A 17,872-nucleotide genomic window follows, 5' to 3' on the forward strand; every position below is an offset into this window, starting at 1 on the left:
AACACCATTTCTGCATGTGAGCGAGATCTCCGAACCTAGAAAACAAGCAGGAAACGTATATTTAAAAAGGACCAGCAGGTTAGTAATCACCAACACTTATTATTAACAAGGATATAAACTGCGACGCATATCAACGTTTATTTTTTGGCCCAATGCTGGTTAAAATTAGCCAAAATAACGTTTATAACGGAGAGCTCAGAGATTTTAACGTTTTTAACGGGAATCAAGTTTGATTATTTTATGGATAAGGTGTTTTCTTACTCCTACCTAAGGCCTACAGGCCACTCTTGGCGAAACTCAATGTTGTAATGAGTAAGGCATGTACAAGAGGTAGGTCTTAGAGAGTGTTTATCAATTGATGACATTCAATTCCATTTAGTGAAATGAAAGCAAATAGTAAGGAACAGCTATGCTTGCCAATATTAAAAAAACAGCACTAGCAACAGCAATTATTGCAACGGCTACTACAGGTTTTGCATCGGTAGCTACTGCGGCTGAACGCAGTGAACTGACTATCCACCCTAAAGAGTTTACAACTTTCGTTCGTAACTTTAACCCTTTCTTGGGTGCAACTAACCTGCACACAACAACCGACTTTATTTACGAGCCGCTCGTTGTTTTTAACGAAATGCACGGTAACACGCCTGTATTTCGTCTAGCAGAAAACTTTACCATGGCTGATGACCTGATGAGCGTAACCTTCGATATCCGTAAGGGCGTAAAATGGTCTGATGGCAAAGCGTTTACCGCTGATGATGTTGTTTATTCTTTCAACCTAGTTAAAGAGAAGCCAGAGCTAGACCAATCTGGTATCAACTCTTGGGTGACTGGCGTAGAAAAAGTTAACGACTACCAAGTTAAATTCCGTCTAAGCGAAGCAAACTCAAACGTTCCTTACGAAATTGCGAAAGTACCAGTCGTACCTAAGCACGTATGGAGCAAAGTAAAAGATCCAGCAACATTCACAAACGAAAATCCAGTAGGCAGTGGTCCATTTACTGAAATCGACACTTTCACACCGCAGCTATATATCCAGTGTGAGAACCCGAATTATTGGGATGCTGACAACCTAGATGTAGATTGTCTGCGTGTGCCACAAATCGCGAACAACGACCAATTCTTGGGCAAAATCGTTAACGGCGAAATGGACTGGACGTCTTCATTCGTACCAGACATCGACCGTACGTACGCTGCAGCAAGTCCGAATCACCACTACTGGTACCCACCAGCGGGTACTCAAGCATTTGTAGTGAACTTCAAAAACCCAGACGCTGCGAAAAACGAAGCACTAACTAACGTTGACTTCCGTCGTGCGTTCTCTATGGCGCTAGACCGTCAAACTATCATTGATATCGCTTTCTACGGCGGCGGTACAGTGAACGACTTCGCATCTGGCCTTGGCTACGCATTCGAAGCTTGGTCTGATGAAGAGACGCACAACAAGTACAAAGGCTACAACACATACAACGCGGAAGGTGCGAAAAAGCTTCTAGCTAAAGCTGGCTTCAAAGATGTAAACAAAGATGGCTTTGTGGATACACCATCTGGCAAGTCTTTCGAGCTTCTAATTCAATCACCAAACGGTTGGACTGACTTCAACAACACGGTACAACTAGCCGTTGAGCAACTAGCAGAAGTGGGCATTAAAGCTCGTGCTCGTACACCGGACTTCTCGGTATACAACCAAGCTATGCTAGAAGGTACTTACGACGTTGCTTACACCAACTACTTCCACGGTGCAGATCCACACTTGTACTGGGATAGTGGCTACAACTCGAAGCTACAAGCTGGTGACGGCATGCCTCGCTTTGCAATGCACTTCTACAAGAACGATAAGCTAGACGGTCTTCTTAACAGCTTCTACAAGACAGCAGATAAACAAGAACAACTAGAGATCGCTCATGGCATTCAGAAGATCATTGCTCAGGACCAAGTAACTATTCCTGTGCTATCTGGCGCGTACATGTACCAATACAACACAACTCGCTTCACTGGTTGGTGGAACGAAGAAAACCCTAAGGGCCGTCCAAACATTTGGGCAGGTATCCCAGAGCGTCTACTTCACGTACTGGACCTAAAACCAGTTAAATAAGTAGAAGTTCATTTCAAGCGGCATACATCCCGTGTGCCGCCTATAAAAATCCCTTGTTAACGAAACCAATATGTGGCGCTCGTCGTCAGGGGATTTTTCGCTCTAAATTTCGCTAGGAGCGACCTGAAACCAGAAACAGGGAAAAAATCTGGGTGAGTAAGGTGTGAGTTATGGGTTATTTTTTAAGACGTTTGTCGTTCTATCTTGTCGCGCTCTTAGTTGCAGCGACGTTAAACTTTATTATTCCGCGAGCAATGCCTGGTGACCCAGTTACCATGATGTTTGCTAATGCTTCAGTACAGGTGACTCCAGAACGAATCGCAGCAATGAAAGAACTGCTCGGTTTCGTTGATGGGCCAATTTACATTCAGTACTTCTCGTACATTAAAAACATTCTAAGTTGGGAATTGGGCACCTCAATCCAGTTCTACCCACTTTCAGTTAATTCTTTACTAGGTAGTGCATTTGGCTGGTCACTATTTCTAGCTGGTACTGCGGTTGTACTTTCTTTCTCCATCGCTTCTGTCCTTGGTATTTTTGCCGCCTGGAAGCGCGGTAGTAAGTACGATGCATTCGTAACGCCTGGCACATTGATCATTCAAGCTATTCCACAAATGGTTATCGCAATGTTAGCGCTGTTTACCTTTGCGATTGGCCTGAAATGGTTCCCATCTGGCTATGCTTACACGCCAGGTACTATTCCTGATTGGACAAGCTGGGAGTTCATCAAGAACGTGGGTTACCACGCTGTACTACCTCTATTCTGTGCAACCATCGTTCAAATTGGTGGCTTCCTAGTTAACATGCGTAACAACATGATCAACCTTCTCGCCGAAGACTATATCACGATGGCTAAAGGTAAAGGGCTGAGTGAAAACCGCGTCGTCTTTAATTACGCCGCACGTAACGCACTACTTCCAAGTGTTACCGCACTGTCTATGTCTTTAGGTATGGCCATTGGAGGTCAATTAATCATCGAGATGATTTTCAACTACCCAGGCCTAGGTACTGTTCTATTGAACGCAATTCACGCTCGTGACTACCAAGTACTTCAAGGTCAGTTAATTATCATGACGATGTTCATGCTGTGCTTCAACTTAATGGCTGACATGCTGTACATGATTCTAGACCCTCGCCTACGTACGGGAGGCAAATAACCATGAAAGAACTATTCAAACTTATTTTAGGTAACGCATTTGCTCGCATTGGTCTTGGCATTGTTACGCTGTTCGTGTTCGTTGCGATTGCCGCTCCTTTACTTACAAAGCATGCGCCAGACAAGCGAACCGGTAACCCACACGAATACCCAAGCTTTGTTGTAAAACAGGCACAAAACAACCCTGATGGTTGGGTCGCTAAAAACCTAGCAGACGATCGTCGTACACTGCTTATGTCTAAAAAGGCCGACCACGTATTAGGTACTAGCCGAATGGGTCGCGATATCTGGTCGCAGGTGGCTTACGGTGCACGAGTATCACTGGGTGTAGGCTTTGGTGCTGGCATCATCGTGTGTTTCTTAGCAACAGTCATTGGTATATCGGCAGGTTACTTCGGCGGTAAAGTGGATGACGTATTGAGTGCCGCGATGAACATCATGTTAGTAATTCCGCAGTATCCATTGCTATTCGTGTTGGCGGCCTTTATCGGTGAAGCAGGCCCACTCACCATTGCCTTGATTATCGCTGGTACTTCTTGGGCATGGGGTGCACGTGTTGTCCGCTCTCAAACTATGGCACTACGCGAGAAAGAGTTCGTTAAAGCTGCCGAAGTATTGGGAGAGTCTTCATTCCGCATCATCTTTGTTGAGATTTTACCAAACCTTATCCCAATTGTCGGTGCGAGCTTCATTGGCTCAGTAATGCTGGCGATCAACACTGAAGCGGTCATTTCGTTCCTAGGTTTGGGTGATGCCAACACGATCAGTTGGGGCATCATGCTTTACAACGTGCAAACCTCATCAGCCATGCTGATTGGCGCATGGTGGGAAGTACTAGCACCTTGTATTGCCCTAACACTACTGGTTACTGGTCTTGCTCTGTTGAACTTTGCCGTTGACGAAATTGCGAACCCTCAACTTCGTTCTCACAAAGGCATGAAACGCTGGAAAAAACTAGCAGCAAAAGACAAGAAAGAGCGTGAGCCTGAACTGGCACCACAAAATGCACTATGGAGCGGAGATAAATAATCATGACTGCACCACTAATTTCCATCCGTAACCTATGCGTAGACTACATCACAGACGCGGGCGATGTCCGCGCCTGTAACAACGTGAGCTTCGACATTGCACCAGGTGAAGTATTCGGTCTGGCTGGTGAATCTGGCTGTGGCAAATCCACTGTTGCCTTCTCACTAATGCGCCTTCATAAGCCACCAGCGTTTATCACAGGTGGTGAGGTTATCTTCAACGGTGAAGATATCCTTCAGTACAGCGATGATCGCATGCAAGCGTTCCGCTGGAGTGAAATGTCGATGGTATTCCAGAGTGCGATGAACGCTTTGAACCCTGTTCTAACCATGGAAGAGCAGTTCTGTGACGTCATCATGCGTCATACCAATATGACTCGCGCTCAAGCAAAAACACGCGCTGAAGGTCTGCTGGAAATCGTTGATATCCACCCTAGCCGATTGAGTGATTACCCGCACCAGTTCTCTGGTGGTATGCGTCAACGTCTAGTAATCGCAATCGCTTTGGCTCTGAACCCAAAAATGATCATCATGGACGAACCGACTACCGCATTGGATGTAGTGGTTCAACGTGAAATTCTACAAAAAATTTACGCGCTTAAAGAAGAGTTTGGTTTCTCAATTCTGTTCATCACACATGACTTGTCATTGATGGTCGAGTTCTCGGATCGTATCGGCATCATGTACTCAGGTGAGTTGATTGAAGTCGCGCCTTCTAAGCAAATTCTGGAAAGTCCTTACCACCCTTACACCAAAGGTTTGGGTAGCTCTTTCCCTCCACTAACTGGACCAAAGACCAAATTGACTGGCATTCCAGGTAACCCGTTGAACTTGCTAGAAGTACCACGGGGCTGCCGCTTCCAAGCTCGTTGCGATCGCGTACATGAAGCATGTACACGTGTACCAACCCAATTACGTCAAATTGAACCAGGTCGCCTCTCAAATTGCCATTTGTACGGCGACACCATTGCTCAAGCTAAGGTTTAACAACAAAAAAACGCTAGCTAAGAACAAAAATTACACTGGAGAGAATTATGAGCAAACAATTCGGCGAACTGCTGATTGAGGGTAAAAATGTCGTTAAGGACTTCCCTTTAAACAGTAACTCAATCAAACAATCTAAGATGCGCGCAATCAACGACGTCTCTTTCAAAATGTACAAGAGCCGCGGCTTGTCAGTGGTAGGTGAATCTGGTTCAGGTAAGTCTACTACTGCAAAAATGATTGCAAAAATGTACGCACCAACCGATGGCATCATTGAATACAAAGGTCGTGATATCCAAGACATCACCTCTCGTCACGATTTAATGACCTACCGTGAAGGTGTACAAATGGTGTGGCAAGACCCGTTTGGCTCGCTAAACCCAACGCACAATATCTTCCACCATATTGCGCGCCCGCTGCTGATTCATAAGAAAGTAGCACCGGGCAACAAGAAAGAACTGGAAGAGCGTGTGTACGACCTACTTGAACAAGTTGGTCTTATTCCACCAAAAGAAACGGCGCAAAAGTTCCCGCACCAGCTATCTGGCGGTCAGCGTCAACGTGTAAACCTAGCTCGTAACATCGCAGTTGGTGCAGAAGTGGTATTGGCGGATGAGCCAACATCGATGCTCGATGTATCAATCCGTGCCGGTGTTCTGAACTTGATGGAAGAGATGAAGTTCGAGAAACAAATGTCTCTGCTTTACATCACTCACGACATCGCAACAGCGCGTTACATTGCTGAAGATCTCGCGGTCATGTACGTAGGTCACATGGTTGAATGGGGCGATACTGAAGAAATCATTCACGATCCTCAACACCCATATACGCAACTGTTGGTATCTGCGGTTCCAGATCCATCGAAGTCTATTCACGAGAAACTGAAAGGCAACAAAGGGGAAATCCCACTTTGGACACCCGAATCTGTCGGCTGTCCATTTGCTGGACGTTGTGTACACGCTACCGACAAATGTCGCGAACGACTACCGGGCGTCACTCAACTGTCCGACAACCACTTTGTCCGCTGTTACTTATTTGAAGATTAATCATAACGAGGGTCAGGTTCAGCCTGGCCCCTTCCTGTTTTTATCGTTTCCCGGAGACATTGAATGCTGCTACTGACTAACCACATTGGTTATGAACGTCTGGGCCCAAAGAAAGCCATTATCCAGACCGAACAACCACACTTGTCTTCTTACACTGCTCAATTGATTTGTGCCACTAGCGAGAAAACCGTGGCAACTTTTGCGGTTGAAGAACAAGGTAAAGTGGCGAACTGGCATCAGGGCTATTTCTACCTCATCGACTTTTCCTCTTTCACAACGTCAGGTGACTATTTCTTGCAAGTAGAAGATACGCGCTCTTCCTCTTTCATCGTTGGCGAACACATTCTGTTGGATCAAACTTTGTCAGATGTGATCCACTACTTCAAATCGCAACGTTGCGGCGGGATCTTCGATCAACAAGATCGACTACTTCCAGTACTAAACTCCAATAAAAAGGTTGATGTACACGGCGGCTGGTACGACGCATCAGGAGACGTTAGCAAGTATTTAAGTCACCTTTCATACGCGAATTATTTGAATCCTCAACAAACCCCAATGGTGGTTTGGAACATCCTAAAAGGGGTTTCGTTGCTTGAAGGAAGCGAAGACATTGCAGCTTTCACACGTACACGTCTGATTGAAGAAGCCCTGTTCGGTGCAGACTTTCTTGTGCGTATGCAAAACGAAAAAGGCTTTTTCTACATGACGGTCTTTGACAAGTGGAGCAAAGATACTGCGCAACGCGAGATTTGCGCGTACGAAACTCAACTTGGTCACAAATTTGACGACTATCAAGCAGGCTTTCGACAAGGTGGCGGTGTCGCCATTGCAGCGCTAGCGGCAGCATCGCGTTTAAGTGTTCACGGTGAATACGATCAACAAAAATACCGCAACGCTGCCGAAAATGGTTACTGGCACTTAAAAGAGCACAATACGCAGTACCTCAATGATGGGGAAGAAAACATTATCGACGAATACTGTGCGCTACTGGCTTGTGTAGAACTGTTTAAAGCAACCAAAGAAACTCGCTACTTGGAAGAGAGCCGTTTGTGGGCGCAACGTTTAGTTGCACGCCAAATGAGCGACGAACAGATTCAACACTTTTGGTCAGCAAACCAAGACGGCAGCCGTCCATATTTTCACGCAGCCGAAGCTGGTCTACCAGTTATTGCCCTATGCGAATATCTATCAATTGAAGACGACTCAGCACGAGCGGAATCGGTAAAACGTATCGTAAACCTAGCGTGTGAGTTTGAGATCACAATATCGAATAGAGTGATCAACCCATTCGGTTACCCTCGCCAATATGTTAAAGGCGTAAATGAGTCAAAACGCGAGGCATTTTTTGTCGCGCACAACAATGAATCCGGCTATTGGTGGCAAGGCGAGAATGCTCGACTGGGCTCACTCGCGACCATGGCGTACCTTGCTCAACCGCATATAGCGTCGCAAGAAGTACAGCAACAACTTTCTGTGTTTGCTCAAGATGCATTGAACTGGGTTGTAGGCTTAAACCCATACGACATGTGCATGCTAGATGGCCATGGTCGTAACAACCCTGATTACCTCCCTCAATATGGTTTCTTCAACGCAAAAGGTGGCGTGTGTAACGGAATCACTGGCGGCTATGAAGACGAGGAAGACATTGCATTTAACCCACCAGCACAAAAAGAAGACGTGTTACAAAACTGGCGCTGGGGCGAACAATGGATCCCGCATGGCGCTTGGTACTTACTCGCGATAATGAGTCAAGCTCAGCATGCTTCTCAGTTGGCGACCTCTAAAAATATGAAGGAAGAATAATCATGGGAATGTATTTTGTCGGTATCGATGGTGGCGGCACGTCATGTCGAGCCAGGATTAAAGATTCACAAGGTAATTTTCTTGGCGAGGCCAAAAGCGGCAGTGCCAACATCATGCTAGGTGCTGAAATAGCAATGGCTTCGATTCTTGAATCCATCACTTCGGCTACCGAGCAAGGCGGTCTGACACAACAAGATTTCGCGTCGATGCACGTCGGCTTAGCCCTTGCTGGCGCAGAGCACAAAGCATCTTGGCAAGCCTTCATGTCTCTTCCTCATCCATTTGCCAGTATGACTCTGAATACCGATGCTTACGGTGCGTGCGTTGGTGCGCACAATGGCGAAGATGGCGCAATCATGATTGCGGGAACCGGTTCTTGTGGCATCTACCTTAACGGATTGGAGCAACATGTTGTCGGTGGTCGTGAGTTCCCTATTTCGGATCAAGGTGGCGGCGCAGTGATGGGGCTACGCCTAGTTCAGCAAGTTTTGTTAGCTGAAGATGGCATCAGAGAAAAAACGCCCCTAGCACAACACGTTATGACGCATTTCGAAAATGAGGTCGACAACGTGGTGGCGTGGTCAAAACAGGCGCTTCCTCGTGATTATGGGCAGTTTTCTCCGGCTATTTTCCAACATGCGGAACAAGGCGATGCACTGGCCATTGAAATGCTGAAGCAAACCGCAGCGGATATAGAAATGTTTCTCGTGGCATTAAACAAGCGCGGCGCAACACGTATTTGTTTAATGGGCAGCATAGCTGAACGCATTGTACGTTGGCTTTCACCACCAGTTCAGCAATGGATTGTTGAGCCACAGTTTGACGCGATTGAAGGCGCAATTATGTTTGCTGGCAAACCAGAACATAACCTTTACTCGCTCAGTGCGGCGTAGGAGTAGATATGGAATATCGTGTTGATCTCGTAGTCCTTTCTGAGCAGAAACAAAACTGCCGCTTTGGCCTCACCTTTCATAACTTGAGCGACCAAGACCTAAACAGCTGGAGCTTAACTTTCGCTTTCGATCGTTACATTCTTCCAGACAGCGTTTCAAATGGTCAACTGACTCAAATTGGTAGTTTTTGCACACTTAAGCCAGAAGGGCTGGTACTGGCTGCCAACCATCACTATTACTGTGAATTCAGTATTGGTTCGAACCCATTCCGTTATTACTCGGATGGCTTTAACGAAGCGATGATCAACTTTGTCGTTGATGGAAACCCACAGCGCGCACAAGTGGATGTCACGCCTATCGTATTAGCTTCACCATACCGTGAACGCAGTGAGATTCCTGCAAGTTTAACCCATGCACAACCCTTGCTGCCAAAACCAAACCATATTGAGGTCAGCGATCACTATTTTAGCTTTGACCATCATGCTGGCGTCGCGGTTTATTCAAGCCTGGCCAATTCAGCTAAAGAATGGCTACTTGAAGAGCTTAAGCGCATTCACCAATTTGAGTTCGCATCAGACAATGGCAGTCAGATCATCTTCAAAGGCAACCCAACCTTGGATGAAGGCGCTTACAAACTGAAAGTAGCCGAAGAGTCAATCAAAATTGAAGCAGGATCTTCGTCTGGTTTTACCCATGCTTGTGCAACGTTATTACAACTAATCAAAGTTGGCGATCAACCTAACTCAATGGAAGTAGTTTGCTGTTCAATCAAGGACAGGCCACGCTTTCGTTACCGCGGTATGATGCTCGATTGTGCTCGTCATTTTCACTCCATTGAGCAAGTCAAACGCTTGATCAACCAACTGGCTCATTACAAGTTCAATACGTTCCATTGGCATCTTACCGACGATGAGGGTTGGCGAATTGAAATCAAATCACTGCCTCAACTGACCGATATTGGTGCTTGGCGCGGATTGGATGAGATCAATGAACCACAGTACACGCACTTTGATGAACGTTACGGCGGCTTCTACACACAAGAAGACATCAAAGACGTTATCGAATTTGCATCGCAACGCGGCATCACCATCATTCCTGAAATTGATGTACCTGGTCATTGCCGAGCCGCCATCAAGTCGTTACCACACCTATTGGTAGAAGCGGAAGATACCACCGAATACCGCAGTATTCAGCATTACAACGACAACGTCATTAACCCTGCTCTGCCGGGGAGTTATGAATTTATCGACAAAGTGCTAGAAGAAGTCTCTGCACTTTTTCCTGCGCCTTACGTTCATATTGGTGCCGACGAAGTACCTAACGGCGTATGGTCAAAAAGCCCAGCATGCCAAGCACTAATGGAACAACTGGGTTACAGCGACTACAAAGATTTGCAAGGACACTTCTTGCATTATGCCGAAGACAAACTTCGTAAATTGGGCAAACGCATGCTGGGCTGGGAAGAAGCTCAACACGGCGACAAAGTCAGTAAAGATACGGTGATCTACTCATGGCTAAGCGAAGAAGCGGCCTTGAACTGTGCTCGCCAAGGCTTTGATGTGGTGCTGCAACCAGCACAAACCACTTACCTAGATATGACCCAAGACTACGCACCTGAAGAACCGGGCGTGGACTGGGCAAACCCACTGCCACTAGAAAAAGCTTACAACTACGAACCGCTCGCTGAAGTGCCTGCTGACGACCCAATACGTAAGCGCATTTGGGGCATTCAAACAGCATTATGGTGCGAAATTATCAATAACCAACCTCGCATGGACTACATGATCTTCCCTCGTTTAACTGCAATGGCAGAAGCATGTTGGACAGACAAACAACACCGAGATTGGACCGACTATTTATCACGCTTGAAAGGCCATCTACCTCTGCTTGATTTGCAGGGAGTGAATTACCGTAAACCGTGGAAGTAATACAAAACTGATGTCGAAACATCACGCTTGAAGAGTTTTTAAATTTTGGCTGCTGATGCAGCTTCGTAAAAAGGAAAGACACAAATGAAATACGGCTATTTCGATAACGAGAATCGCGAATACGTCATCACTCGCCCTGACGTACCAGCACCATGGACCAACTACCTAGGTACTGAGAAGTTCTGTACGGTTATCTCGCACAACGCGGGTGGCTACTCGTTCTACAACTCTCCAGAATACAACCGTGTTACTAAATTCCGTCCAAATGCGACATTCGATCGCCCAGGACACTACGTTTACTTGCGTGATGATGAGACAGGTGATTACTGGTCAATCTCTTGGCAACCAGTTGCGAAGAGCCTAGACGAAGCAAACTACGAAGTTCGTCACGGCTTGTCTTACTCTAAGTTCAAATGTGAATACAGCGGTATTACCGCAACAAAAACTCTGTTCATACCAAAAGGCGAAGACGCTGAAGTCTGGGATGTAGTGATTAAAAACACCTCTGACAAACCACGTACGATCAGTGCATTCTCATTTGTTGAGTTCTCATTCAGCCACATTCAATCTGATAACCAAAACCATCAGATGTCTCTGTACTCGGCAGGTACGGCTTACAACGAAGGCGTGATCGAGTACGACCTGTACTACAACACCAACGATTTCGAAGGCTTCTACTACCTAGCTTCAACATTTGATCCAGATTCATACGACGGCCAACGTGACAGCTTCCTAGGCCTATACCGTGACGAAGCAAACCCGTTAGCGGTAGAACAAGGTAAGTGTTTCAATACAGCACAAACGTGTTACAACCACTGTGGCTCTTTGCATAAGAAATTTACTATTCAGCCGGGTGAAGAGGTTCGCTTTGCTTACATTCTAGGTATCGGTAAAGGCAACGGTGAGCGTCTGCGTGCTAAGTACCAAGACCTTGCAGAAGTCGACAACGCATTTGCGGGTATCAAAGCACACTGGGATGAGCGTTGTGGCAAGTTCCAAGTGAAATCGCCAAACGAAGGTCTAGATACCATGATCAACGCTTGGACACTATACCAAGCAGAAACGTGTGTGGTGTGGTCTCGCTTTGCTTCATTCATCGAGGTGGGAGGCCGTACTGGTCTTGGTTACCGCGATACAGCGCAAGATGCAATCTCAGTTCCTCACGCTAACCCAGCAATGACGCGCAAACGTATCGTTGACCTACTGCGCGGCCAAGTAAAAGCGGGCTACGGTCTACACCTATTCGATCCAGATTGGTTTGATCCAGAAAAAGCTGATGTTAAACCATCTAAATCTCCAACCGTAGTTCCAACACCTTCTGATGAAGACAAAATTCACGGCATCGAAGACACCTGTTCTGATGATCACCTATGGCTAGTTCCAACCATCTGTAAGTACGTGATGGAAACCGGTGAGCACAGCTTCTTCGACGAAGTGATCCCTTACGCCGACGGTGGCGATGCAACGGTTTATGACCACATGAAAGCCGCGCTAGACTTCTCGGCTGAATACGTAGGTCAAACCGGTATCTGTAAAGGTCTGCGTGCAGACTGGAACGACTGTCTGAACCTAGGTGGCGGCGAATCTTCAATGGTGTCGTTCCTACATTTCTGGGCACTGCAGGAGTTCATCGACCTAGCGAAATACCTAGGTAAGGAAGCCGACGTTGAAAAATACACCGAGATGGCAGCAAACGTGCGTGAAGCGTGTGAAACACACCTTTGGGACGAAGAAGGCGGCTGGTATATCCGTGGTCTAACGAAAAACGGCGAAAAGATCGGTACAGCGCAACAAAAAGAAGGTCGTGTACACCTAGAGTCAAACACACTTGCGGTACTTTCTGGTGCGGTATCTCAAGAGCGCGGCGAAAAAGCGATGGACGCTGTCGATGAGAACCTATTCTCTGAATACGGCCTCCACCTAAACTCACCATCTTTTGCAACACCGAATGATGATATCGGCTTCGTAACTCGTGTTTACCAAGGCGTAAAAGAGAACGGTGCGATCTTCTCGCATCCAAATCCATGGGCTTGGGTAGCTGAAGCGAAACTGGGTCGTGGTGATCGTGCAATGAAGTTCTACGATGCACTGAACCCATACAACCAGAACGACATCATCGAAAAACGTATTGCAGAACCTTACTCATACGTACAGTTCATCATGGGTCGTGACCACCAAGACCACGGTCGTGCAAACCACCCATGGTTAACAGGTACGTCAGGCTGGGCTTACTTCGCTGTTACCAACTTTATCCTTGGTGTGCGTACAGGCTTCGATGGCCTAACTATCGATCCATGTATCCCAACGAACTGGCCTGGTTTCGAAGTGACTCGTCAATGGCTAGGTGCAACGTACAACATCAAAGTAGTTAACCCAAACTCAGTAAGCAAAGGCGTTAAGTCGATTACTGTGAACGGTGAAGCAGTGAATGGTGCCTCTGTCCCAGTTCAAGCGGAAGGTTCAGTAAACGAAGTTATCGTTACTCTAGGTTAATCATCTTTTGGGGGAGAGCTTTTCCCCTTTTGATTTATCCGATGCACTTGAGTTTGAGAAGTGCATCGGTTCGCTAGCAAAGATTTAAGAGGCGGTGGGATACCGCTCTTATCGAGGATCGAATCATGATCAAATTTGGTACAGGCGGTTGGCGTGCATTTATCGGTGAGGAGTTCACCAAAGATAATGTACGTTTGGTCGCTCAAGCAGTTGCAAACATCACGAATAACGAATCGGTTGCTGATCGCGGTTTTGTGATTGGCTATGACCGTCGTTTTCTTTCCGATAAAGCAGGTCGTTGGTTCGCTGAGGTTCTAGCAGCAAACGGCATTGTGGTTAGCTTTATCGACAAATTTGTCCCAACACCTATCGTAATGTTTAAAGCGAAAGAAATGGGCTGCGCATACTCGGCATGTATTACCGCATCACACAACCCTGCCGATTACAACGGCATTAAAGTCTTCATTGAAGGCGGTCGTGACGCAGATGAAATCATCACCCAAAAAATCGAATCACAAATAGACGCGCTCACCGTGCAAGATGTAAAAAGCGTCGACTTTGAACAAGCGGTTGAAGATAAGCTGATTGAAATCATCAACCCGATGAACGAATTCGTTGACTCAATCATCGACTTTATCGACATAGGAGCGATCAAGAAAGCGAATTTACGTGTTTTGATCGACCCAATGTTTGGTGTCGCGAAAAACGCACTGCAAACCGTATTAATCAACGGCCGCTGTGACGTTGATGTGATTAACGATGGCAAAAACCCAGACTTCGGTGGGTTAATGCCTTCGCCAAGCGCTGCAACACTCTACCGTTTGATGCACCTAGTGAAAGAGCAAGGTTACGATATTGGCATCGGTACTGATGGCGATGCGGACCGTCTTGGCATTATCGACGAAAAAGGTAACTTCATTCATCCAAATGAAGTGCTACTGCTGCTTTACTACTACCTACTTGAATACAAAGGCTGGAAAGGCTCCGTGGTACGTAACATCGCAACCACACACCTTCTCGATAAAGTCGCCGAAGATCATGGCGAAAAATGCTTTGAGGTTCCTGTAGGCTTTAAGCACATCAGTTCCAAAATGGAAGCGGATGACTCACTGATTGGCGGGGAAAGCTCTGGCGGCCTAACCATTCGCGGCCACATCAAAGGTAAAGACGGCGTATTCGCATCAAGTCTATTGGTAGAAATGATTTCAGTAACCGGCAAGAAGCTGTCTGAGTTGCTAGATGAAATCTACGGCAAGTACGGCTATGCCTACATGGCAGAAGGCGATTGCAAGTTCAAACCAGCGCAAAAAGACGTACTGTTCAACAAGATTTATGTTGAAAAGCAGTTGCCTGAGTTTGAGTTTGAAATCGAAAAAGTCAGCTATGAAGATGGCGCGAAAGTCTACTTCAAAAACGGCGGTTGGATCATCGCTCGCTTCTCTGGCACTGAGCCACTGCTACGAATTTTTGCAGAGATGCAAGATAAGGACACTGCGGAACGTGTTCTTCAACAGTTTAAAGACTTCTTGTCTTTATAACTGAACCTTGTGCCCGCTTCGCGCACTATGATGAGAGTCGACGCTGTCTGAAAAGGCGCTCATCAAAAAGGAGAAGAGCACTTGCCCGGCTCCACAGCCGGGCTTTTTTATTGTATGTTGGAAAGTCGTAAACGAGATAGAAAAGATACTCAGGAGCGTTAAGCAAATGCCAGGACGCCTTGAGTTTCAATTTTCACCGCGACGGACTCACCTATATTTAATGCTTGCGAAGCTGTAGCTAACAAACGGTCACCATTCGCGTTAATCACATAACGGCAGTGATCACCCATAAAATGCTGTTCCAATACGGTTACCGAACTATCTTCATCGGATTGAATTTGCACATGCTGCGGTCTTAGCAGTAAAGAGCACTCCGCCTGTACTGGAATATCTTGTTGAGCCGTGGCTTCAACCACGCCCAAGTGGGTTTCATATTCTGAATTCGAAACCCGTTTAGCAGCAAGGTAACTGCCACCCCCTAAGAAATCAGCGACAAATTTACTTGAAGGCTGGTAGTAAAGCTCAGATGCTGTGCCATATTGCTCGATGACTCCATTGTTCATCACTGCCATTTTATCGGCGAAAGCAAAAGCCTCTTCACGGCTATGCGTAACAAAAATGGCAGTCACGCCTTGCGCCTTAAAAATCTTACGGATCTCACTTATCAACTCATGGCGAACTTGCGTATCAATATTAGAAAACGGTTCATCAAGTAACAATAAGTCTGGGCTGTAAGCTAATGAGCGAGCAATCGCAACACGCTGCTGCTGTCCACCAGACAATTGATGAGGATAACGATCGCCATAACCTTGAAGATGCACGAGTTCTAACATTTCTTGAACTTTGGCATTTTTCTCTTTTGTCGAGTACTGCTTTAAGCCAAAGGCAATGTTTTGCTCCACCGTCAAGTGAGGAAAAAGTGCGTAATCTTGGAAAATCATCCCTATATTACGCTGTTCTGGCGGCAACCAGTTTTCCCCATCATCAATTGTGACGCAATTTAGACTCATTTCGCCTGACGTTAACGGCAATAATCCCGCAACGGCCTTTAATAGTGTTGTTTTCCCACAACCACTAGCTCCTAGCAAACAGACAATCTGCCCTTGTTCTACCTCAAGAGACAATGATTCGAGTACGGTTTGATCGTCATATTGGCACGTTAGGTTTTTAATTGATAATGCACAGCTCATCAGTGATTTTGCTCCAGTGAACGGTTAACAACAACAAGCGGGATCAACCCAACAAGAACCAACAGGACCGCTGGTAAAGCGGCCAATTCTAAATGCTCATCCGAGGCGAAGTTATAAACGTATGTGGCTAGTGTTTCAAAGTTAAACGGACGAAGTAACAAAGCCGCATTAAGCTCTTTCATCGACTCGATAAACACTAATAAAGCTGCAATCAGTGCACCGCGCTTAACCAGCGGAAAGTGCACGCGCCACAGCATGGCATTGGGCTTACAACCCATAGTGCGCGATGCCATATCTAACGACGGAGAAATTTTATTTAAATTACTTTCGATACTACCAATCGCTACCGCGGAAAAGCGCACAACCATGGCAAATACTAGTGCGAACATGGAACCAGAAAAGATAAGTCCCGGCCTTCCCCACTCCATGGCTTTAGCAACGTCGTTGACACGATGATCCATAAACAGCACAGCGACCATCACACCGATGGCTAGTACCGTTCCTGGTACTGCATAGCCCATAGAAGAAAGACGCATAAATGCCAAGCTTTCTCGTTTACCATTGACTCGATGGGTAAAGTTAACGATCAGTGCGACAGCAACACCAATAATCGCAGCAATAACAGACACAACTAAGCTATTCCATGCGTATTCACGAAACTCTGAGGTCCAACTCTGTGCAAAATAAGTGATCGCATAATCAATCAGCTGTAGTAGCGGCAAAATAAACGCGACCGAAACCAAGCCCCAGCACCAAACTAGTGCGGTCCACTTTTTCCAGCCCGTCAACTCGTAACGAAAATCTTCGTGACTGTTAAATTGGCTTTGAAAAAGCTTTTGTTTACGGCGGCTGTATCGTTCGGCACTAAGAAGCAGTACTACAATGACGAGCATCATGGCAGAAATCTTGGCTGCCGCATTAAGATTAGAGTACCCCAACCAAGTATCGTAGACCGCTGTGGTTAACGTATTCACCGCGAAGTAACTTACCGTACCAAAGTCACCAATGGTCTCCATTGCGACCAATGATAAACCCACTGCGATAGAGGGTCTTACTAACGGCATCGAGATGCGCCAAAAACTTTCCCATGGAGAGCACTTGAGCAAACGCGCGCTTTGCAATAAAGAGACATTTTGCTCCATAAACGCAGCTCGGCACAATAAATACACGTAAGGATACAACACCAAAGCCAACACAAAGGTCGCACCAGGCAACGTACGAATGTCAGGGAACCAATACTCGCCAGGTCCCCATCCGGTTACATCACGCAAAAAGATCTGAATCGGGCCTGCAAAATCAAACCAATCAGTAAAAATATAACCAATGATATAACCTGGCATTGCAAGAGGTAGTACCAATGCCCACTGCAACCATTTTTCGGTCGGCAGTTTACACATGGCCATTATCCAAGCGCTTGGAATACCAAGAATTAAGGACAGCACCATTACGCCAACAGTTAGCGCAACCGTGTTAAAAATATAAGTCGGCATGACCGTTGCCATTAAATGAGCAAACAAATCATCCGTTTCACCAATCGCGGTGTAGAAGATCGCTAAGATCGGCAAAACCAGTAGCAGAGTTATTACCCCACTACTGGTTTTCCATAAAGAGTGTTTATCTTTCATCGCCTAATTACTGCAAGGCTGTATGAAATACAAATGCTGTTGCAAATACATCTCATATCCTTTAATCAAATGGGGGTACTGTTATACCCCCACAAG

General features: G+C 46.2%; 12 protein-coding genes. 10 read left to right on the forward strand and 2 right to left on the reverse strand.

What is annotated here, in order from left to right; genetic code table 11:
* Positions 1-409: 409 nt before the first annotated feature.
* The 10 genes from R7190_RS16285 to R7190_RS16330 all read left to right on the forward strand — a co-directional run bounded on the left by R7190_RS16285 (position 410) and on the right by R7190_RS16330 (position 14,961).
* Positions 410-2,092: an ABC transporter substrate-binding protein gene (locus R7190_RS16285; protein WP_005380037.1), complete on the forward strand. Its 1,683-nt coding sequence runs from the start codon at positions 410-412 to the stop codon at positions 2,090-2,092.
* Positions 2,093-2,262: 170 nt separating this feature from the next.
* On the forward strand, positions 2,263-3,249 hold the full coding sequence (locus R7190_RS16290) for an ABC transporter permease (RefSeq protein WP_005380038.1): 987 nt from the start codon (positions 2,263-2,265) through the stop codon (positions 3,247-3,249).
* A gap of 2 nt (positions 3,250-3,251) precedes the next feature.
* On the forward strand, positions 3,252-4,277 hold the full coding sequence (locus R7190_RS16295; protein WP_047102642.1) for an ABC transporter permease: 1,026 nt from the start codon (positions 3,252-3,254) through the stop codon (positions 4,275-4,277).
* 2 nt (positions 4,278-4,279) lie between these two features.
* Positions 4,280-5,263, forward strand: a complete 984-nt coding sequence (locus R7190_RS16300) for an ABC transporter ATP-binding protein (RefSeq protein ID WP_005380040.1) — start codon at positions 4,280-4,282, stop codon at positions 5,261-5,263.
* Positions 5,264-5,310: 47 nt separating this feature from the next.
* Entirely contained in the window at positions 5,311-6,306 is a 996-nt protein-coding gene (locus R7190_RS16305; RefSeq protein WP_005380041.1) for an ABC transporter ATP-binding protein, read from the forward strand.
* Positions 6,307-6,369: 63 nt separating this feature from the next.
* Positions 6,370-8,109: a glycoside hydrolase family 9 protein gene (locus tag R7190_RS16310; protein ID WP_167415427.1), complete on the forward strand. Its 1,740-nt coding sequence runs from the start codon at positions 6,370-6,372 to the stop codon at positions 8,107-8,109.
* A gap of 2 nt (positions 8,110-8,111) precedes the next feature.
* Positions 8,112-9,002 (forward strand): N-acetylglucosamine kinase, encoded by an 891-nt coding sequence (locus tag R7190_RS16315; RefSeq protein WP_005380046.1) that lies wholly within the window; start codon positions 8,112-8,114, stop codon positions 9,000-9,002.
* A gap of 8 nt (positions 9,003-9,010) precedes the next feature.
* Positions 9,011-10,930: a beta-N-acetylhexosaminidase gene (locus R7190_RS16320; RefSeq protein WP_186584669.1), complete on the forward strand. Its 1,920-nt coding sequence runs from the start codon at positions 9,011-9,013 to the stop codon at positions 10,928-10,930.
* Between the two features lie 84 nt (positions 10,931-11,014).
* Positions 11,015-13,423, forward strand: a complete 2,409-nt coding sequence (locus tag R7190_RS16325) for a GH36-type glycosyl hydrolase domain-containing protein (protein ID WP_186584668.1) — start codon at positions 11,015-11,017, stop codon at positions 13,421-13,423.
* A gap of 125 nt (positions 13,424-13,548) precedes the next feature.
* Positions 13,549-14,961, forward strand: coding sequence for a phosphoglucomutase/phosphomannomutase family protein (locus tag R7190_RS16330; protein ID WP_186584667.1), 1,413 nt, complete (start codon positions 13,549-13,551; stop codon positions 14,959-14,961).
* A gap of 158 nt (positions 14,962-15,119) precedes the next feature.
* Here R7190_RS16330 and R7190_RS16335 read toward each other — a convergent pair whose 3' ends face one another.
* Together R7190_RS16335 and R7190_RS16340 are read right to left on the reverse strand one after the other, a co-directional pair.
* Positions 15,120-16,151 carry an ABC transporter ATP-binding protein gene (locus tag R7190_RS16335; RefSeq protein WP_064354280.1) on the reverse strand — a complete coding sequence of 344 codons (1,032 nt, stop codon included), beginning with the start codon at positions 16,149-16,151 and terminating at the stop codon, positions 15,120-15,122.
* Entirely contained in the window at positions 16,151-17,776 is a 1,626-nt protein-coding gene (locus R7190_RS16340; RefSeq protein ID WP_005386564.1) for an ABC transporter permease, read from the reverse strand. Before R7190_RS16340 ends, R7190_RS16335 begins: the two co-directional genes overlap by 1 nt.
* Positions 17,777-17,872 lie beyond the last annotated feature (96 nt).

Source organism: Vibrio sp. 1078-1, assembly GCF_033340475.1.